Annotated in this window: 20 protein-coding genes; 10 read left to right on the top strand and 10 right to left on the bottom strand. The window is 37.9% G+C overall.

The window, feature by feature from the left end:
• Positions 1-2 precede the first annotated feature (2 nt).
• A complete protein-coding gene (locus WC623_RS12005; RefSeq protein ID WP_372851299.1) occupies positions 3-479 on the bottom strand; it encodes an OsmC family protein in 477 nt (158 codons plus the stop codon).
• 117 nt (positions 480-596) lie between these two features.
• Here WC623_RS12005 and WC623_RS12000 point away from each other — a divergent pair, with 117 nt between their 5' ends.
• The 3 genes from WC623_RS12000 (at position 597) to WC623_RS11990 (ending at position 3,760) form a co-directional block, all read left to right on the top strand.
• On the top strand, positions 597-2,006 hold the full coding sequence (locus WC623_RS12000; RefSeq protein ID WP_372851297.1) for a phage tail sheath family protein: 1,410 nt from the start codon (positions 597-599) through the stop codon (positions 2,004-2,006).
• A 30-nt stretch (positions 2,007-2,036) separates the two neighbouring features.
• A complete protein-coding gene (locus WC623_RS11995) occupies positions 2,037-2,690 on the top strand; it encodes a class I SAM-dependent methyltransferase (RefSeq protein WP_372851295.1) in 654 nt (217 codons plus the stop codon).
• 131 nt (positions 2,691-2,821) lie between these two features.
• Positions 2,822-3,760: an EamA family transporter gene (locus WC623_RS11990; protein ID WP_372851293.1), complete on the top strand. Its 939-nt coding sequence runs from the start codon at positions 2,822-2,824 to the stop codon at positions 3,758-3,760.
• Positions 3,761-4,148: 388 nt separating this feature from the next.
• On the opposite strand, the gene WC623_RS11985 is transcribed toward WC623_RS11990, so the two are convergent.
• The gene (locus tag WC623_RS11985) at positions 4,149-4,661 is read right to left on the bottom strand and encodes a hypothetical protein (RefSeq protein WP_372851291.1); all 513 of its coding nucleotides are present in this window, start codon (positions 4,659-4,661) and stop codon (positions 4,149-4,151) included.
• Positions 4,662-4,811: 150 nt separating this feature from the next.
• On the opposite strand from WC623_RS11985, the gene WC623_RS11980 reads away from it, so the two are divergent.
• A complete protein-coding gene (locus WC623_RS11980; RefSeq protein WP_372851289.1) occupies positions 4,812-5,285 on the top strand; it encodes an HAD domain-containing protein in 474 nt (157 codons plus the stop codon).
• A gap of 263 nt (positions 5,286-5,548) precedes the next feature.
• Positions 5,549-5,692 (top strand): hypothetical protein, encoded by a 144-nt coding sequence (locus tag WC623_RS11975; protein ID WP_372851287.1) that lies wholly within the window; start codon positions 5,549-5,551, stop codon positions 5,690-5,692.
• 135 nt (positions 5,693-5,827) lie between these two features.
• Here the strand turns inward: WC623_RS11975 and WC623_RS11970 are convergent, their stop codons facing one another.
• From WC623_RS11970 to WC623_RS11960, 3 genes are all read right to left on the bottom strand, one after another.
• Positions 5,828-7,426, bottom strand: coding sequence for an ISL3 family transposase (locus WC623_RS11970; RefSeq protein WP_372851286.1), 1,599 nt, complete (start codon positions 7,424-7,426; stop codon positions 5,828-5,830).
• A 543-nt stretch (positions 7,427-7,969) separates the two neighbouring features.
• The gene (locus tag WC623_RS11965; RefSeq protein ID WP_372851284.1) at positions 7,970-8,908 is read right to left on the bottom strand and encodes a hypothetical protein; all 939 of its coding nucleotides are present in this window, start codon (positions 8,906-8,908) and stop codon (positions 7,970-7,972) included.
• Between the two features lie 6 nt (positions 8,909-8,914).
• Entirely contained in the window at positions 8,915-9,217 is a 303-nt protein-coding gene (locus tag WC623_RS11960; RefSeq protein ID WP_372851282.1) for a hypothetical protein, read from the bottom strand.
• A gap of 309 nt (positions 9,218-9,526) precedes the next feature.
• Here WC623_RS11960 and WC623_RS11955 point away from each other — a divergent pair, with 309 nt between their 5' ends.
• From WC623_RS11955 to WC623_RS11945, 3 genes are all read left to right on the top strand, one after another.
• Entirely contained in the window at positions 9,527-9,748 is a 222-nt protein-coding gene (locus WC623_RS11955) for an EamA family transporter (protein WP_372851280.1), read from the top strand.
• Between the two features lie 503 nt (positions 9,749-10,251).
• Entirely contained in the window at positions 10,252-10,581 is a 330-nt protein-coding gene (locus WC623_RS11950; RefSeq protein WP_372851278.1) for a hypothetical protein, read from the top strand.
• Between the two features lie 331 nt (positions 10,582-10,912).
• Positions 10,913-11,287: a hypothetical protein gene (locus tag WC623_RS11945; RefSeq protein ID WP_372851276.1), complete on the top strand. Its 375-nt coding sequence runs from the start codon at positions 10,913-10,915 to the stop codon at positions 11,285-11,287.
• A 237-nt stretch (positions 11,288-11,524) separates the two neighbouring features.
• Here the strand turns inward: WC623_RS11945 and WC623_RS11940 are convergent, their stop codons facing one another.
• The 3 genes from WC623_RS11940 to WC623_RS11930 form a co-directional block, all read right to left on the bottom strand.
• Positions 11,525-12,205, bottom strand: a complete 681-nt coding sequence (locus tag WC623_RS11940) for an alpha/beta hydrolase (RefSeq protein ID WP_372851274.1) — start codon at positions 12,203-12,205, stop codon at positions 11,525-11,527.
• A 17-nt stretch (positions 12,206-12,222) separates the two neighbouring features.
• Entirely contained in the window at positions 12,223-13,245 is a 1,023-nt protein-coding gene (locus WC623_RS11935; protein ID WP_372851272.1) for an LLM class flavin-dependent oxidoreductase, read from the bottom strand.
• A 155-nt stretch (positions 13,246-13,400) separates the two neighbouring features.
• Positions 13,401-14,435 carry a helix-turn-helix transcriptional regulator gene (locus WC623_RS11930; RefSeq protein ID WP_372851270.1) on the bottom strand — a complete coding sequence of 345 codons (1,035 nt, stop codon included), beginning with the start codon at positions 14,433-14,435 and terminating at the stop codon, positions 13,401-13,403.
• Positions 14,436-15,361: 926 nt separating this feature from the next.
• Here WC623_RS11930 and WC623_RS11925 point away from each other — a divergent pair.
• A complete protein-coding gene (locus WC623_RS11925) occupies positions 15,362-16,456 on the top strand; it encodes a slipin family protein (protein ID WP_372851268.1) in 1,095 nt (364 codons plus the stop codon).
• Between the two features lie 108 nt (positions 16,457-16,564).
• On the top strand, positions 16,565-17,980 hold the full coding sequence (locus WC623_RS11920) for an RtcB family protein (RefSeq protein ID WP_372851266.1): 1,416 nt from the start codon (positions 16,565-16,567) through the stop codon (positions 17,978-17,980).
• Positions 17,981-18,130: 150 nt separating this feature from the next.
• Here WC623_RS11920 and WC623_RS11915 read toward each other — a convergent pair whose 3' ends face one another.
• Together WC623_RS11915 and WC623_RS11910 are read right to left on the bottom strand one after the other, a co-directional pair.
• Positions 18,131-19,546 carry an Ig domain-containing protein gene (locus WC623_RS11915; protein ID WP_372851264.1) on the bottom strand — a complete coding sequence of 472 codons (1,416 nt, stop codon included), beginning with the start codon at positions 19,544-19,546 and terminating at the stop codon, positions 18,131-18,133.
• A gap of 12 nt (positions 19,547-19,558) precedes the next feature.
• Positions 19,559-20,191, bottom strand: coding sequence for a hypothetical protein (locus tag WC623_RS11910; protein ID WP_372851262.1), 633 nt, complete (start codon positions 20,189-20,191; stop codon positions 19,559-19,561).
• Positions 20,192-20,204: the final 13 nt, after the last annotated feature.

The following is a 20,204-nucleotide window of genomic DNA, read 5'->3' as shown; positions in this document are numbered from 1 at the left end:
AATTACTCATGATCAGTTATGCAGACCGGATGATGCTCTACTGGGAAATTACATGAATTGGCAATAAAACATAATTGATTGGCCTTTGTGTGCAATGACAAAGCTAAATCAATCTGATTAGCCTCAGAAATGATTACTTTAGGATTAAGGATTACTTTAACAATGCGCCCACTTCCCTCAGTATTTACCTCGAGTATGGCTTCTGCATCATCTGAGTAGGATAGTACTTCAATTTTTTCTTTTTCGCAGCAATATAAATACGACATCATGTGGCATGATGCTAAGCTGCTCAACAAAAGGTCTTCAGGATTGTATAAATCAGGATCACCTTTAAATGCTTTAGCTGCTGAAACATTTAAATCAGGTTTCCCTGCTATTTTAATTGAATGGTTCTTTACTATTCTGCGATGATTAGCTAATTCGATTTTCGATTTAGCAGCCCATTTTAAGTCGATTTTAAAAATGTGATTTGAAGACATGTTGTTTTTTTAATTGTATTTTCTATTTACCGGTCAGTATTAACAGGATTTTTTTTTCTTCAATAACTCCAAAAATATTAATATTTTTAAATGCATGTCATTTAAAAAGTGCCTGTTATGGGGAAATTTAAAACGCCCGGGGTTTATATTGAAGAAATTCCGAATTTACCTCCTTCAATAGTATCTGTAGAAACAGCAATCCCAGCATTTATTGGCTATACAGAAAAAGCTGAATGGAAAGAAAAAGATGATCTGAGAAATGTACCCAGAAGGATAACATCTATGCTGGAGTATGAGCAGTATTTTGGCTTTCCTGATCCGGAAAGAGGGAGTTTGTCAGTAGTTTTTGAGGCAAACGGTGAGGTGAATGCCAGAGTGGATGAAACAAAAAGGTCTAAATTTTTGATGCATTATTCGTTGCAACTGTATTTTGTAAATGGTGGCGGTGCCTGTTGGATATGTTCTGTCGGTAACTATGGAGGCAGTCTGGAAGGTCTGTTGGAAGTTCAAGATCTTAAAAATGGATTAACTAAAGTCGCTGCTATAGATGAAGTAACGCTTTTGGTCTTTCCTGACACTGTCAATCTCGAAACGAAGGAAGAATACTATGATATTCATAAACAGGCCATCCTTCAAAGTACGTTTCTTAAAGATCGGTTTACTGTGATGGATGTATACCATACCGCTTCCAATTCATGGGCCATGGATATATCAGATTTGAGAGCTGGTATGGCACTAAGTACTGCTGAGTTGAAATATGCTGCAGTATATTTTCCTAAATTATACACTGGAGTTGATTTTTATCTTCCTGCAGAAGATCCATCCATTGATGAGCAGATTAGTATTGAAGGCATACCTGGTGCTTCTAAACTTTCTGATTTAATAGCAGAAAATAAAGCACAATATTTATTGGCCAGAACTACATTAACCAACCTGCCAATGTTATTGCCAGTTTCGGCAGCGATAGTTGGAATATACGCGCAAATTGATAATACCAGAGGGGTGTGGAAAGCCCCGGCTAATATTAATATTATAAATGTTATTCGTCCTGAGTTTTTGTTAACCCAGGATGATCAGGATGACCTTAATATAGATAAGGTCGCTGGAAAATCTATAAACGTAATCAGGAGTTTTTCTGGTCGGGGAACTGCAGTTGTCTGGGGGGCTCGTACATTGGCCGGTAATGATAACGAATGGCGTTACGTACCTATAAGAAGATTCTTTAATATGATAGAAGAATCTATAAAAAAGGCTACAGAACAATTTATATTTGAGCCCAATGACCGCAATACCTGGGTAAAGGTACAATCAATGATTGAAAACTATTTGACCACACAGTTTAAAGCTGGTGCATTGATGGGCACAACAACCAAAGATGCTTTCTTTGTGCACATTGGTTTAGGTCAAACTATGAGTAGTCTCGATATTCAGGAAGGTAGAATGATTGTGAACATTGGCATGGCTCCAATTCGTCCTGCAGAATTTATTATGCTGCAGATCATCCTGCGTATGCAAAATTCCGTTTAGGTAATATATTTTTAAATGAACCGTGTTTTGATGAATTGGCCCCCTTATGGCTATCTTTGCCTGGAGATGAAAAAGCAGCATATTCAGGATACTTTCGGAAATATTGACATTTACTTATTTGACCAGATACTTAAGGGCATTTACGACGATTGTGACATGATCTTAGATGCCGGTTGCGGAACAGGCAGAAACCTACTGTACCTGTTGAAATGCGGAGCTAGTGTATTTGGTGTAGATCAAAACCCCGAAGCCATTGCTCAACTAAGAACCCTTGGAAGCTCATTTCCTCAGATTGATACGGAAGAGAACTTTAAGGTGGCTTCTGTGGAGCAGTTGCCCTTTGAAAGTGAAACCTTTGATTTAGTCATCAGTAGTGCTGTATTGCATTTCGCAGAAAACCTCAGTCATTTTGAAGCCATGCTGAATTCTATGTGGGACGTGCTCAAACCTGGAGGGTATTTTTTCTGTCGGTTGGCCTCGAAAATCGGGATCGAATCCTTAGTCGGGTTTATCGGAAATGGCAGATACATCCTTCCTGATGGATCGGAACGCTTTCTGGTGAATCAGGAGATGCTGCTCAGACTGACCAAAAAGCTTGGCGGAGAACTTCATGAACCCATCAAGACTACTAACGTTCAGAACCTGAGAAGTATGACTACTTGGTGCGTGCGCAAAAGCGGTTAGCCCTACCTTGGCTCTTCATTGAATAATAATAATCATTTAGATGTAACTATTAATAAAAAAGCAAGAGAACAATATCTGGAATATGATATTAATACTAGTTTTGAAATGTAACTCCTCTTAATAAGAACTGCATGTCGCCAAACATAAATAAAAAAGCTGCACCATTAATGGTTATCCTTGCCTTTGCTATTGTTTATGTGGTATGGGGATCTACTTATTTCTTCATTCAAAAGGCGTTGGCGGGCTTTCCTCCATTTATTCTGGGTGCTTTTCGTTTTCTGGCTGCTGGCTTTCTGCTCATCATCTGGTGCTCAATAAAAGGTGAAAAAATATTTGATAAAAAAAGTATTAAGCACGCCGCAATTGGAGGTATCTTGATGTTAGGTGTTGGAAATGGCCTGGTAATATGGGTTGAGCAATTCACTCCGAGTGGACTTGTCGCTATTCTGGTTTCTTCGGCAGCCATGTGGTTTGTAATTCTGGATAAGCCCAAATGGAAAGAGAATTTAAAAAGCACCTCTACTGTTGCCGGTCTGATTATTGGTTTTATCGGTGTTATCCTGCTATTTGCTGAACAAATGATGCAAACCATGAATAGCGCAGAGAACGGAACTCGGATATTGGGAATAATTTTATTACTGTTAGCCCCTATAGGCTGGGCCGCGGGTTCATTATATTCAAAATACAATTCTGATAATAAGGTCTCTGTGTCTGTTAGCACTTCGTGGCAAATGCTTGCAGCTGGCCTGGCTTTTATCCCTGGCATGTTGATCACCGCTGAGATTAAGGATTTCAACTTGCAAAATGTATCTACCGACGCCTGGCTGTCTGTGGGTTACCTGATCATTTTCGGATCTATTCTGGCGTTTAGTGCTTATGTATGGTTGCTAACTGTGCGCCCTGCCACACAGGTGAGTACCTATGCTTATGTAAATCCTGTTGTCGCAGTTTTACTCAGTATTCTTTTTACGAATGAAAGTGTCACCCTTATTCAAATTATCGGCTTATTAGTGATACTTGGCAGCGTACTGTTGATTAATCTTGCCAAGTACAGAAAAAAGATTAAATAAAAAGAAGTTGCCTCATCAGTACAATAATTAAGTAATTTCTTTTAAATCTATTTATCGACCAGGTAATTACTATTTACTTTGAAGAGTGGGTCAGGATCAATAGCAAAGTTCATGTTATCTTATATTTCCGCTATATGAGCGTAATTCTTTTTCCTAATCTTCTTTAGGGAAACATTGGGGACCAACTGCACCTCCACCATATTCCAAAACGATATTCATCTTGTAATATATATAAGTGCAACCGTTATTGTATTTGTCTATTTTTGCTTTATCCGGATTTTGTTCAAAGATTAGGTAGGAGTATTTGGCCATGCTACTTCTGGAAAAACCAATTTCTGGTATGGTGTCGTTTTCAATGGATATACAATTGGCTTGATCGAGCAGTTGTTTAATCGTCTTTTAAAGTTTCATCAGTCCAATTTAGTCTGCTGCACATTCTTTTAAGCTCAGCAGAGTCATAGCCCATATTCCATTGCTGATCAGTTTCCAGCGAATTGAAATTGTCGGCATTGTAATATTGAATCCGCATATCCACACTTGGTTGAGTACTGATGACGTTATTGTCAGGTTGAAATTCAATGTATACTAAATACCCTTTAGGTACTAGCTTCTTGTATGTGTCGATTTGATTTTGAATTTTGGTGTAATTGCTATCGATGTTGGCTATGAGTTCTTTTCTACTGCTGCTTGGCAAGCTACCCATAAAGAGTAAAAATTCTTTGGTTTTTTCGTCGGCTGAATTATAGTGGCTTTTGAATTCTTTGATGCGATCTTCTGTTCCGAGTTTTTTAAAAATTGTCTGTAAAAGAGAGTCTTTATTGATGGCTGGATTGAACCGCTGTGCGCTGACACAAAGGGCGAAAAGACTAATTATAGTGGTAAGAGTGAGAAAACGTTTCATACTTTATGGAATTTTAATGGAATTGGATTCTTCGATTGTCTAATATTATGCCAGGAATCTAAATTACAAATGTTAACGAAGATTTATCAAAAAAACACTATTTTGGTTTCCAATTGCATGCTTTAAATTAATTCACGCTAAGTTTGTATCATGTTGATATTGCTGGATATAGACGGAGTAATGGTTCCTGCTAATTCATGGAGAAGTCCCGAAATCATTGATGATGGTTTTCCTGTTTTTGATAGGAGAGCGGTATTAGCGCTTGGGAAGATTATTTTGGAGACTAAAGCAGGGATTCTTTTAACGACTTCTCATAAATCCAGATATTCAATTGATCAATGGCGTGATATCTTTAAAACCAGAGGGATTCTTGTCAGGGAATTTGACCGGTTAGGGGATAACATTACTGGTTTAAATCGTAGGGAAGAGATTTTAGCGTGGTATAAGGCTACAATGGGTTTTCAGAAAGATTTTGTAATCATTGATGATGATAAGTCTTTAAATACTTTGCCAAAGGATATTAAGGACCGGTTTGTTTTAACAAGTGGTTCTGTTGGTTTAACCGATGAACTTGCCGATCAGGCTATTTCGGTACTTAAAGCTGGTGCGTTACGGCCTGAATAGCATTTAGTAAAAGGTTATGGCTTTTGAATTACCTCCAGAAAGGATTAAAGGAACTAAAGGAAAAGCTGGATAAGGTTAAGGATTAAGAAGGAAATGACTAGAAAGATTGTTTGCGGGTAATGGTCATGATTTTGTAGTGTTAATTTTTCTGCTGTTTCTTATTGCTGGTTTTGTTTTCTCCATGCTTCCAGGCTGAGTTCGGTATCTACTGCCGCATCGTAGATGTTTATTTGATTGATAAAAATCGTAAACCTAAGACTAAAATGGACATATCTAACAAACCTACTTTGAATTACGAAATCACTTTTACAGTAATCAATAATGGGGTTAAATCCCCAAAAGTGTTATTAATGTCGAGGCATGGAAGTTCGGGTGAGGAAGCTTCTCAAGATCTGGTGTTTAACTGACTCCAGAATTATTTGAGAATGAAGAACTATTCAGAAGTGTGACGCAGCATTTAGCTTGGTTCCTACCTCGACATTATTCTTTTGCGGCTTTGGGTGGGTATTTCGCCAAAAGTGGTTCTTCCCCACTTTTGGTGGTTAAGTTGGTTTGAGTACTAATCTTTTTCTGAGCAATTCTAAGCTAGCCCTGCCGTACATTTGCCGTTTGATGGTCTTTAGCTTATTTACATTGCCTTCTACCGGGCCATTGCTCCAAGGCAAGCTGATTGCGTTTTCAATGGCTTCGTAATCCCTTAACAGGCCATTTGCAAAAGTGACGATCTCGCTAATGCCTGAGTCCAGCACATTTTCTATCCAGCTCCGAAGTTGATTCGCCACCTTGTTTTCCATAAGATTGCGGAATCCTCTTGCCAGTAATAAGGCGCGTTCTAAGCCAGATGATGATTTGCATAAATTGCATATTAGCTCTTTCTGTGTTGTAGTAAGCTTGTTTTCTGGAATCATAAACAGCATTGCAGCATTAGAGGGCTTAAAGAATGAGCCTGATTGTTGCGGCGACTTTGGATTTCTTGCTTTCTTTCCAATACGAATGCCGTAGTAAGCCAGGGCCTCAGAAAGCGTACTATATCCTCCCGGATATCCCATATGCCGCAACTCACTCCATAATGTTTTCAAATAAAGGCCATCATCTTCTTCCATTCGCTTTTTTATATAATTGAAGTAGTTCTCGATCATACCTCTGTCTTTGTAGGACTTACGGACCAGGTTTTCTGTCAACATGTATTTTCTAACTGTTTCTCTGTGCATACCCAATTGTCTTGCAATTCCTTTTATTGATAAGCCTTCTGCCTGTAATATCTTCATCTCATCAAACCGTTGCCTTATAATTCCGGTAGAAGCCACTTCTTTTTCTCTAACAGGCAATTCATCGGGTATTTCCAATGTGCTTTCCTCGATCTTCGGCGCTAATGACCTACTTAATCTGGTATATTCCCGGGTCATCATTTTAGTGAGGGCTTCGCCGAGGTTTTTCAGTAAATGCCATCGATCGGTCACTTGGATAGCCTGAGGTGCACCTTTAGTGGCCGCACGTCTATATTTGCCATAACGATCCCTGGTTATTATTTCAAGTTTTGGCTGTTTCTGAAACCATGTAATTAAACTCTTCTCTTCTCTATCGGGCAGCAAATCGACAACTCTTCTCGTTGTCAAATCTACCAGAATACTGCCATACCTTTCCCGCTTTTTGTAAGCCCAATCATCAACCCCTATAGCCGTGAAAATATCAGGTTCAGGTAATGGAGCCCTATTGATAAGTCTCAGCAAAGTAGTATCGCTGACCGGTATTGAAAAATGACAACATATTCGTTCTGTAGGTTTGCCACCCAATTCTAAAGCGGTATTAAATAGCTTTTCTTCCAGACGCTTTGTTGTCCGCTTGCATGGTTTGAAATGATCTTCATAGCGTTCTGTAAAAATTCTAAGCGGACACTCATCGGTGAGACAATAAAATTTACGAGATTTCAGAAAAATCTTGCAAGCTTTTCCAAAAGTCGGCAAGTCATTAAATTTCCTCGTATAATAACTATGTAATTTGGTCGACGGTTCGCAGCAGTTCGGACATAAACATATTTTCTGCCGACTCTGAACGTATATATTTATCTGATCAGACTGATTATCTACCGAAATAACCTTAAATACATCAGCAGAAGAGAATATTAGATTCGTAAGGGTCATTAATTTCTAACGACCACAACCATTCAATTATCATAATTACCACCAAAAGTGGGGAAGAACCACTTTCGCCGAAATGTACAATGATGACAAACAAATAAACAAACAAACAAACCCATTTTAAAGATTAATTACACTTGATTTATAGCGCCGATACGCTAAAGCTAGAAAATTAGCTAGTAAAAATGTACTTGATAGGACGGATACATCTGATGAAATTGATAGCCAAAACGTCTAAGAAAAGTATTACAACTTTCTGGAAAAGTCCGGGGGATATTATCAGGTTGAAAGCAAGCCTACTGCCATACCTACATGCCCGAAAAAGCGCATTGAAGTTTGCCCCCCAATGCGCTTTATAATATAATTTATAGAAGTTTACATCCTTCAATCAGCCTGTTTTAAGCTTCCAGAGCTAGCTTAATGCTGTTAAAATTACGGATATTTAATCTGTACTCATATCTTATTGGCATTTTTTTAAGTCTATGAATAAGCTCATATATCTTTTATTTATGAAAATGTAATTAGAATATTAAATTTGTGGTGAATTTAATTAATTCTACCACTCCTATTACTCTTTTGTCCTCCCTGGGTCATAGTTGCTCCGATAGCATAAGCATAGTAAGGAATAATCACTCCATTTGAGTCTGTGTCATGGTCTCTGTAGCACACAAAATTTCCATCGTCCTGAAGAACCCAGACAGCATTTGGGGCAATGTTAATAGGACGCGGCGCCCAATTTACCCAGTAATAATTTGTGTTACCTTCGTAACATCCTATACCAGAATCATAAAATCTAACTTGGGTACTATTATTTCCTCTTTTTTTACCAGATGCCCAGATCGGGGTCGTTCCATTATACAAAACTAAATTACCATCGGACTGAAACTCTAAATGATAAACTCCATTTCTTAGAACAGTAGTCCCTGCATTAAAAGTATGACGGCCAGGAAAACCAACTACAATGAACTTGGCATTGGCAGGATTGCTCCAATCAATAGGAGCTGCTGGAGAAACTACTGGCGGGAGTATCGTTTCGTAACCGACGGATGTGTATTTTGTCACCTTTGTAGTTGGAGATGTTACATAGTCAAAACAGGAATATTTTAATTTAATTACCCCTCCTATTTTATTCGCAGGTAAAGTCCCTGAAAACGTTAAAAGAGTTGTACTCAAAAGGTTCGATGAAAATGCGCTATTAGCAATTGACATTGGTGATGATATCTCCTCGATAATGCCATTTTTTTCATAAACCAACGTAATGACCATATCAGCAGCAAATGGTCCAAAAGTAGTAATGTCACGTTGAGTCGTTGCAATAACTTTAAACGTTATTGGAGTCGCAACATTAGTATTATTGATAGTAATTTTTCCATTGGAAACAACCGGAGAAGATATATCAAATACAAATATGCCTTGTGCATTTGCAATAGATGAGCATATTAAAAACACAAGTGCATTAATCAAAAACAATCTATAATTTTTCATTCAATTTTAATTAGATTCATATTTAAATTTATATTCATTAGATATTTCATAGAAAGCTTGAATTTCCTCTAGCGATCCACGGAAAGGTGAATCAGGGATGTAAAATTCATTCTTAACAGCATCAAACTTTACGTCATTAATATTAACTCCCTGTAAGGTGCTAACGAACTTAACAAGTTTATCATAGTTCTGAATAGAACTCTCCATATTAGACTCGGCAACCGAAATTCCCTCTTTCTTTTCGCAACTTACAAGTGCTCCAGACGCTAGAAAAGCAATTAATGCTATTCCTTTTTTAAATTTTAACATAATTATATATAAATGCTTGCCTACTCTTTTTAAGATTTTCGGCTTCCTCTAAAGTTTTATAAAATACCATTTCTAATCCAGAACAATCCGGCCACATAAAATTGAAGTGTTTGCTCCGTTTTCGTGATGTAAATAGGCGGTTAGGATGCTCGGAAAGAATTCTGTAATTGAAAAACATAATAATATGAGAGACTATATTTAATTAGGCATTGAGATCTGCTTTTTTATAAATGTATTCTAAAAGTTTTAAAAGAATGTGTTTTTTACGTAGACGCGTATTTATATTACGCGAATGAATACCATTATTACATGAACGAAGATTTGTCTTATCCGTATATAGCTATACAGTTGCTAACTGTGCGCCCTGCCACACAGGTGAGTACCTATGCCTATGTAAATCCTGTTGTCGCAGTTTTACTCAGTATTCTTTTTACGAATGAAAGTGTCACCCTTATTCAAATTATCGGCTTATTGGTGATACTTGGCAGCGTACTGTTAATTAATCTTGCCAAGTACAGAAAAAAAGATTAAATAAAAATCTATTCCCAACAGAATTTTTTAGGTAAGTTTTAATTGGTTTTGTATTTATCTGTTAAATTTTACATTGTTGATGACTTCCATAAACAGATTATTAGCCTCAACATTCTTGTTTGATGGGTATTCAATTATTCCCCGAAAGAGATGTCTAGTCTTTGGATCATAACAAAAATATTCAATAGCATTTTTAGGAGTTAATTTTTTTTGTAATAGTAAAAACTCTATAGGCATTTAAAGTTTTTATCTCAGTTTTAAATACAGTTGTATCTCTTACGTTGGCATTTCTCATCCTTTCATTATTCCTCAGACATATCTGTTCAATTTAGATCATACAAAGCAAAAAAAGGTAATCTAAAGATTAAATATTACCTCCCTTAAATTTGTTGCCCCCTGCTATCATCTCGATAGTAGGAGCTGCTACTAGGACAGGAGCTATAGCTGCTACAATAACTATAATAGTGGTAGTTTAGCTTTGGATGGTTTTTAATTATATAAAAATGGAGAAAGAATATTATTACAAAGTATTTTTGGAAGTTGCGCTTAAAGGAGCGGATTTTGTTTTTGGGCATATCAATATCTCAAACATTCCTTACAGTAAGTTTGATGAATTGTTTAGAGATCAAGTCACAGGAGAAAGATTTTTATTCGATGACTCTTTGGGCTATTTTATTGAGAAGGAATTATATCTGCAACACAAAGAATACCTAGATAAAAATATCCCGTTCACCTTTGACTTTGACCTATTTGTCTATAGTGTAGGTCTTAGAGGAGTTGATCAGCAAAAGTATAAAAAAGACTATTATGAAGAACTGCCTCCTTTATTTTAATAATAGTATTTTTTTTATAAGATTGTGGCTAAAAACCACTTTGTAGAAATTGAGTTTTCAGGTGATAAGGAGCTTTTTCGTTTTTGCATTAAAGCACTTGACTCTACAGCAAGAGATATAACTAGCCCCATGTTTCTAGAATGAGATTTGTCAACCCAGACTGCAAAAGTGGATAGTTTAATAAAACCTATTGGATGGAATAGAGGAACTTTTGCTAAAAAAATGATTCATATGATGCTTTACTTATTTGGAGGATAGTAAAAACGTTTAGCAGCGAACATCTATAGAAGGGAGAAAGAACAAATAGCTTTGTAATTCCATATATTAGAAAATGATAGAAAAACTATATTACCTGCTTTATAAAGTAGTTAAAACTACAAGAAAAAATGATCAACCTTTTTTCAACTCATACCTTGCGTTAAGCTTCTTAGAATTTATGAACTTAGCGACAATATTTGGAATAGTAAATTATTTTCTCAAGTATCGTATTTCTGAAGATATTGGTGTAAAGGCCACTTTGATAATTTTTGGTGCTATTCTTTTGTATAACTATTTTAGAGTGTGGGTGAAAAAAGAAGCTATTATTTCTAAATATGAAAGTTTGCCAAATAGTAATAATAAGTTAATTGCCTGGGTTTTTATTATACTTTCATTCTCTTTTTTTTTTATTGTGCTTAATAACCTTGTAGAATATCAACCTAAGTAATTCACCTTACAATCTAGGTGAAGTAGTCCTATGCAAGATTTTTGGGTATTAAGTTTTCATAGTGGTCTACATCATTTATTTGCAGGATTTAAGGAGTTGAACTATCTAAAATAGAGCTGATAGCATGTTTAGTTGCATACTTAGATATGCAGAAAGATATGCTCTTAAAATCTGCAATTGATGTTTTTGGTGTTTAAGAACTACTTGCTTTCGCGTTGGATAAAGGAGAAAAGACTGCTAATGGAAAGCTTTGTTAGAAAAGGCATTGATTTTTTGCAATATATATGAACTAATTTCTTCAGCGTTAGCATATACCATAAAATGCCCGGCAGCATTTATGATCACATCAGGTTTGCAATACCTGATTGGTAGTGTAATATCTTTATTGCCATGGATATGAGTTAAATTCTCAGGCCTATCCGAATTTTTCCATTCTAAGATACTCGTTAATGCCCATTTCATAAAAACCGGATCACTATCTAAAATTAATGTTTTAAGTAAAACTCTTTCTTCCGGAGTTTTGCCACCTAAAAGTTTTGTTGGAATAAATTTGGCTTGTTTGATTAATCTTGCAGTTATCATTTTTTGCAACTTCAATTTACCAGCAAGTTTAAAATACCAGGGGATCTGTTTATAACTTGGAACGCTCGAAATCAAAAATGTGTGAATTGGATTTAGTTTCTTTGCAATTTCCGTAGCCATCATACCACCCATTGACAAGCCAATTAAATAGAATGGGGTAGTATGATCAATTCCTGCAGCAAGTCTAATAGCATAGTCTTCCAATAGCTCATCAGGCAAAGGAACGATCCAGTCCAGATACATTAATTCGAAATCCGTGGGAAATACAAGATTTCTAAAGACTCGTCTATCGGCACCTAAACCGCTAATGAAATAAATTCTCACTTTTCCACTCATATAAGGCCTAACCATTGTCATCGCCAGCCAAGAGCAGGTGCTACGTGCTCCAGAATAGCAGACAGTATATGAATATTGTAGTCTACACCCAAAGTGTTCGGTATAGTCAAAAGTACAGTATCCGCTTCCTGTATAGCCTCGTCCTGAGCCAATTCCCTAATGAGCTGATCGGGTTCTGCCGCATAGCTCTTACCAAAGACCGCGCGTTGAGTAGGCTCAATATAGCCAAAGCTATCAGCGTTCTTTCCCTGCTGTCCAAAGTAATATCTGTCCTGATCGTTAACCAACGCAAAAATCGAACGGCTTACCGAAACCCTGGCCTCACGCTCGTGTCCTGCTTTTTTCCAGGCATCTTTATAAAGCCTGATTTGCTCAGCCTGCTGGATATGAAAAGGCTTACCGTTTTCATCGAATTTCAAAGTAGAACTTTGTAGGTTCATTCCATTTTCGGCCGCCCATACTGCTGTGGCATTTGATGCAGCTCCCCACCAGATGCGTTCTCGCAAGCCATCTGAGTATGGTTCCAATCTTAACAGACCCGGAGGATTTGGAAACATCGGAGTAGGATTGGGCTGAGCAAAACCTTGGCCCTTCAACTTATCCAAAAACTCCAGTGCCTTTTCTCTTCCCATATCCGCATCATTTTGACCTTCTTTAGGTGCAAAACCAAAATGCCGCCAACCTTCTATCACCTGTTCTGGAGAACCCCTGCTGATACCCAGTTGCAAACGTCCGCCAGAGATCAGATCGGCAGCACCTGCATCTTCAACCATGTACAAGGGGTTTTCATAGCGCATATCGATCACGCCTGTACCAATTTCTATTTTGCTGGTCTTTGCTCCGATTGCCGAAAGCAGTGGAAATGGTGAGGCAAGCTGTTTGGCAAAATGATGAACCCTAAAGTAAGCACCATCCAGACCTATTTCTTCTGCTGCAACAGCAAGATCAATGGACTGGAGCAAGGTGTCGCCCGCTGTACGGGTGAGATACGAGGGATGTTCTGACCAATGACCAAAGGATAAAAAACCTATTTTTTTCATTTTACCGGGATTACATTCAAATTTAGGAATACGAAAGTTTAAGATAGGTCATAGCCCAGTCATAACGATGAATGCATTCGATGCTATGCTAACTTTTGAAGATAGTTAAGAAAGTCTATTAAAGGAGTTATCGAAACCTTGCGGTTTGTAGCAAATTAATAAACTTGTCCGGAGTCATCCGCTTCATATTGTCTGGCGGATTCAATGAGTCTTTTTTTTATTCTGGAAGCCAGGTTTCGAGGCGCCAGTACTTTCATGCATTCACCAAAGCCGAGAATTTCTCTTTCCAACTCAAAGTTTAATACCACATCAACTCTAAAGGTCAGACCATCATTATCTTCTTTCAATACTTGCTGACTATGATGCAATGGCTTAGTTAGTATATAGGGAGCATTTTGTTTATTAATTTTTAAAATGACTTTGTGCGGCCTATCTTTTTCAGATTTAGTTACTCCAATCAGGTCTTCAAAATAGCGGTCAAAATCTACACCTTTATATTCGACATAAGGTTCATTTGGGAGTTCCTGAAATTCGATGATCCGATCAAGAGCGAGCGTAAGCAATTGCGCACCCTTCCTTTTCTTTACAATAACAAACCATCTATTTCTGTATTCTTTTAAAAGATAAGGAAAATAAATACCCTGACTCGCTTGTAATGCTTTAAATGACCGGTAACTAATCAGCAGTGATTTTTGTTGAAGAATAGCCTGATAAAGCGGATTAATATATTCCAATCCCCTTAGTTGCTTATTACTTTCAAATTGAATATAGTTCTTACTGGCGTTGGTGGATTTATAAAGGTTATTCTCCAGTTTGGCAATCATATCGCTCATCTCATCAAAATAATTAAAGCCGTTGAACTGCTTGAGCACACCAACAATTTCTTTCATTTTTTCTACATCACCGGAATTGATCGGAACTTTGGTTATGCTGTAAGCCAAATCGCTATAACTGTAGAATTTCCTATCAGTAACAACAATTGGTGCGTTATAGCCTAGCTTATCACTGCGCATCAATTGAATGTCGGCCTGAACTGTGCGTTTGCTTACACCGGAAGTAATCCCTTCATACTCGTATAGTCTGGAAGCTACCTTTTCGATAATATCATCCAATGTCCATTTTCTAAACCTGTTTTTTAGGCACTCATCAATGGTTTTATATCGAATTAAGGCAAGTTTATTTATTGACATATCACATCTAAGGGGTTAAAAAATCAAAATAAATAACGAATAAAGATAGGAAACGAAATTCACTACGCAATAGAATTGCGTAATTGAAGTTAAAAAATAGTAAAATCGAGAGTTAAATAAATTAATCACAATGATTAACAGTGAGTTATGGAAATATTTTTATATATTTTTTATTACGCAATTATGCTGCGTAGTAGCTCATGCATCTTTGTAATGTCAACAATAAGACAGGTTCTTTGAAAAATAAAACGTACGAAAGTACATTAAGATATTCCCGAAAGGGAATGGTGATCGAAAGGATAAACATCCATAGTTGCGAGTCTCTGATGGCTCCATAGTATTGCGCTGTTCAGCGACAATATTCTGATGTTTAAAATGGCTGATTGTCCAATTTGTGTGTCGCAGGTTCGAATCCTGCTCCTGGTAAAACAGGATAACTCAGGGGTTAGAGTAACAAATCAATTGCAGGTTCGAATCCTGCCTCCAGAGTATGGAGTAGCAAAATGGTAATGCACCGGATTTAGGTCCCGAAAAAGAAGGAACACTTTTCAAATGTTCCATTGCCAAAAGCACCAAGAAAGACATTCCGCTTTATGGAAATAACGCTCCATACCATAAAGCAGTTTGATTTATGCTTTGCAGGTATAATATAGAAAGGCAGATTTTACTGCAGCTATCTGTTCTTAGAAAGATCAAAAACGTTCTCAACGTTCTCAACGCGTTTTAACGAGATCTTTAAAGAATTGAATAACTGCTTTAAAAAGAAACCGAGTATCATTTGTACCTCCGTATAAAACAGATGAATGTCTTTTGAAAGTGCTTTATTAAAAGAATAAAATTCGACGCAGGAAGGTGCAGATCAATAAAGAGGATATCTCTCCTTCCTTAAGTCAGAAATAACTATAGCAACCAACTAAAATTAAAATATGAAAAGAGTAATGATCAATACCAACTCTGCGGGGTTGGTTTACAGAAAAAATGAATTTAAACGTGTATTGACTGCCGGAAACCACTGGTTGGGTTTTGGAGAATCAGTAATCACTTATGATATGGCAAAAACATTTATTGCCTCTACAGAATTAGACATTTTGTTATTGAATAAAGATTTTGAAGAATTGGTGACTACCATACAGGTGGCAGACAACGAATTGGTATTGGTTTATCAAAATAAGAATTTCAAACAGGTATTGAGTGCAGGAAAATATGCTTTCTGGAAAGGTTTAAACAAATATTCATTTGTTCCAGTCAACTTGGATAACTATGAAATTGCAGCAGATATCGATAAAAATACCGTAGAAAAGCCTCAGTTAGCAGGTTATATCAGAGTTTTCAAAGTAGAAAATTATGAAAAAGGCTTGCTGATGGTTGACGGGAATTTTGAAAAAGTAATGGAGCCAGGTAATTACATATTCTGGAAGAACAGAACTGTAATCCAGGTTTTAAAGACAGATATGCGTCAATTGAACATGGAAATTATCGGACAGGAAATCCTGACCAAAGATAAGGCACAGTTGCGCATCAATTTCAGCATGCAATACAAGGTTACTGACCTGATGAAAGCTTTATTGGAAAATAAAGAGTTCGACAAGCAATTGTATGTCAGCATTCAATTGAGTTTAAGGGAAATCGTTGGAAAAATGACTTTCGATGAACTCATGGAAAATAAAGACAAGATCTCTGAAAACGTCTTGAATATTTGTGCAGGCAAAGCTGAAGGTTTAGGGGTAAAATTGATAGACTGCGGGGTAAAAGACATCGTATTACCAGGAGACATCAAGGAGATCATGAATCAGGTATTAATTGCCGAGAAAAGGGCACAAGCCAATTTAATCACACGTAGAGAGGAAACTGCGTCTGCCAGAAGTTTGTTAAACACGGCAAAGTTAATGGAAGACAATGCAATGCTCTACAAATTGAAAGAAATGGAATATGTAGAAAAGATTGCGGAGAAGATCAACACCATTAGCTTGTCAGGAAGCGGGCAGATCGTTGATCAGTTGAAACAAATATTTGTAAAATAGGTAGGGCCAAGACCTTACCTTTAAAAGAACAGAAATGAAAACAAGAATACTTAATCAATTACTAGAAATAGAAAAATTGAATTAAGGAATGAACTTTATTAAAAAACAATGAAAACAAAAATAAACGGAGATGACTTGCTGGAAGCTGGTTATACTTCAGGAAAAATACTTGGTATTGCTTTAGCAACTGCAGAGAATTTGCCAGAACTATCAATTAAGGAGCTTAAAGCGCTACTTAAAACAGTAAAAGACAATCCAGAGGATTTCCTAAATGATGAAATCATGAAAACCCTGGCAGCAGAAATCATAGAAGAAAACAAGATTGAGCCTGGGATCTCATTAATGGAAAACGCCCTGCCTTATACTTTGTATGGAGCTGAGCATATTGAAGAAGGTGCAAGAAAACAAATGAACATTGCGATGCGTCTGCCAGTAACCGCTGCAGGTGCGCTAATGCCTGATGCCCATCAAGGTTATGGATTGCCAATTGGCGGTGTTTTAGCCACGCGTAATGCAATTATTCCATATGGTGTGGGTGTTGACATTGGTTGTCGAATGGCGCTTTCTATATTTGACATCACAGAGGCTCATTTTCATGAAAATGAAGCGAAGTTTAAAAGAGAATTGATTGCTCATACCAAGTTTGGCGCTGGACATGGATTTCACGGACAATACAAATCTGATCATGAGGTCTTAAGCAGGAATGAATTTAATTTAACGCCTTTTATTAAGAACCTTCATGATAAAGCCTATTCACAACTGGGAAGCTCCGGAGGTGGAAACCATTTCGCGGAATGGGGGATTATTGAGTTTGAAAAAAGAGACGAAGTCTTGAACATTGAAAAAGGTAGTTATCTGGCGCTGTTAACTCATTCCGGATCCCGTGGATTCGGTGCAACTTTAGCTGGTTATTATACTAAGCTTGCTAAAGAAAACTGTAAATTACCTGCTGAAGCTGCTAACCTCGCTTATCTGGACCTAAAATCGGAAGCTGGTCAGGAATATTGGCTAGCTATGAATCTTGCCGGAGACTATGCTTCCGCCTGTCATGAAATCATCCATAACAAACTGAGCAAGGCAATAGGGGCCGAAGTATTGGCGAAAGTTGAAAACCACCACAACTTTGCCTGGAAGGAAACCTGGAACGGCGAGGAAGTTATTGTCCATAGAAAGGGTGCTACACCAGCAGGTAAAGGTGTGATGGGAATTATTCCCGGTTCAATGACAGCTCCAGGTTTTCTGGTTAGAGGTAAAGGCGTTTCTGATGCGATTAACTCAGCATCACATGGTGCAGGTAGACAAATGAGTCGTTCAAAGGCGATCAAAAGCATCACTAAGGATGAAATGCGAACCGTATTGAAAGACCATAACGTAACCTTAATCGGTGCAGGCTTAGATGAGGCTCCAATGGCTTACAAAGACATAAGTCTGGTAATGGAAGCTCAAAAAGATCTGATTGATGTAGTCGCTAAGTTCACGCCTAAGATGGTGAGAATGGCAGATGACGGAAGTCGTGAGGATTAACAAATGAATATATTGACTTTGATTCAGTTTTTGTAACATTATAATGTTTCAAATTATCATAAGCTCTTTAAAGAATCTTTTATAAAAATGCCACCAAATTGAAATTTACAATTGGTGGCGTTTTTACATATATCACATTCCCTGTTAATATCATTCGATTTCTAAACGCCTTTCAAAACGACTTCCATTCAACTCAAACACATACCTGATAAAAGGCCTGAACACATTCTGAATTACGCCAGTGTGTCGCTGTTGGATGCTTGGAGAAATAATCGAGGTCTGATAATTTCCCATGATGACTTCACCGGTATGTGACAAAACCTCAAAAGAAATCAGCTTAATGGGAACAGAATATCCATTTTCTATCAAAGCAGATAGGTTTGCTGATACATACCCGTTTATCGAAACCTTTGAAGTAGTGTTGACCTGCGTAAAAATCATATCCTCCGGATTCACCACTACTACCTGACAAGCAGACTGTACCCTGGGATGAGGTACTGAAATCGCCCAGATAATAGCTGTTCCTTTCCCTTTGGTCATAATCTTGCCCTGCTGATCTACCGTAGCAACGCTGAGATTGGAGGAATTCCATTTCAATGATTTATCCTTAGCTTGTTCGGGTAGCACCGTTGCTGTTAAGGTATGTTCCTGAGCCACTGCTAAAGACAGAGTAGGTGAGGACAAGATGATTCTTTCCACCTGCACCGGAGTAACCGTAACCTGGCAGCTTGCGGTCTTCCCTCCATCAACGGTGCTAACCCTGATTGTGGTTGTTCCCTCTTTTACTCCCAATACCGTACCCTGTATTACAGTGGCCACCTGCGGATCATCCGAAGACCATGTTAACCGCTGATCAGTCGCATTTGCAGGCAAGATCCTTGAAACCAAACGTGTCCCTGCACCAACTGTGACATAAACTTGTTGAAGGTTCAATGAAACTGATTCAACCGGTACCAGAGCCACCTGAATTCGCAATGTCCCTGTAATAGCTGTCCCTTTGATCTGTGCAACAACATCTGCTGTACCAGCGCCCACTGTCAGGACCTTACCTCCGGAAACCTTGCAAACAGTCTCATCAGAACTCGACCACTCAATTTCCAGCTTATCCGGATCTGTTACCTCTGGTGGATCTATTGAGTAAGTAATCAGGGTTTCTTCCCCCAGAGAAAGCGAAGTTTTTTCTGCCTGTAAACGCAATACCTTTGGCAAAACCGGAACTACCCGAATCTTTATCCTCGCTGTTAATCCCAGCCCCCTGGCAAGGACCGAAACCTCTGTTTCTCCGACCTTTAACCCATAGACCTTACCGTTTTCTACGTTAGCCACACTGGCATCAGATACAGACCAGTCATATCCCGGAGGATTTAATTCGGAAGGAGAGTGGAGTACCTTCAGCTCGGCCGAGCTCCCGGCAGCGACTGTCAGTAGATTTTCCTTAAACTGTATTTGAGTTATCCTGGTCGGCCTCGGGATATCCCCATTTCGACTACAGGCCGACAGGATGATCAACAAAAGCAGTATCCCTCCATATCTGAATGGCTGTCTAGGTTTAAAAATGGCTAACATATGCTTTGGGATTTATTTCTGGGGTTCTGTTGACTTTACGTAGTATTGTACTTCTCCATCACCTATTGGAACTACAAGTGTCTGTTTGTTATTCACGAGCTGGATAGTCCAATTGTTCAAGTTTGTTTTCTTTGCGGGAGAAAGTTCAGCAGATGTATATTGTTTTGTTTCCCCAAATCCCGGAGGGTTAGCCGAGCCACAGGTATTAAAAGACCTGTAATGACCACTGGCATAGTATACATCAAAAGTTTTCGCTTCTTTATCGATCTTCACAGTTCCTTGCTTATAACCCAGCACCTGAGTCCTGCAGTAGGTAGAAGTACTGGTATAATAAAAATACTCCTTTACACGGCCGTCTTTATACAGCATATACCCTAGAGCGATCTCATTTGCCGGACCTTGATAAGTGCCATTATAGTCCCAAAAATTGCTGATTGAACTTACTCCTGCGATCCAGTAACCTACAAGTTCATCGGGTACCGTAGATCTGGGATGATTTCCATAACCCTCTTCAATATCTGGCGACTCTGCCTCGGTTTCTTTACAACCGTATGCTGTGCCAGTCAAAATTGTTATGGATAATAAAAGAATCGGTAAAAATAAGCGAATTGGTCCGCTATAAATTTTTGTTTTATTTGTTTTCATTTGTTGAATGTTA

This window comes from Pedobacter sp. (assembly GCF_041645105.1).
In the GTDB taxonomy this organism is placed as follows: Bacteria; Bacteroidota; Bacteroidia; order Sphingobacteriales; family Sphingobacteriaceae; genus Pedobacter.
This window is presented reverse-complemented; position numbering and strand designations above follow the sequence as displayed.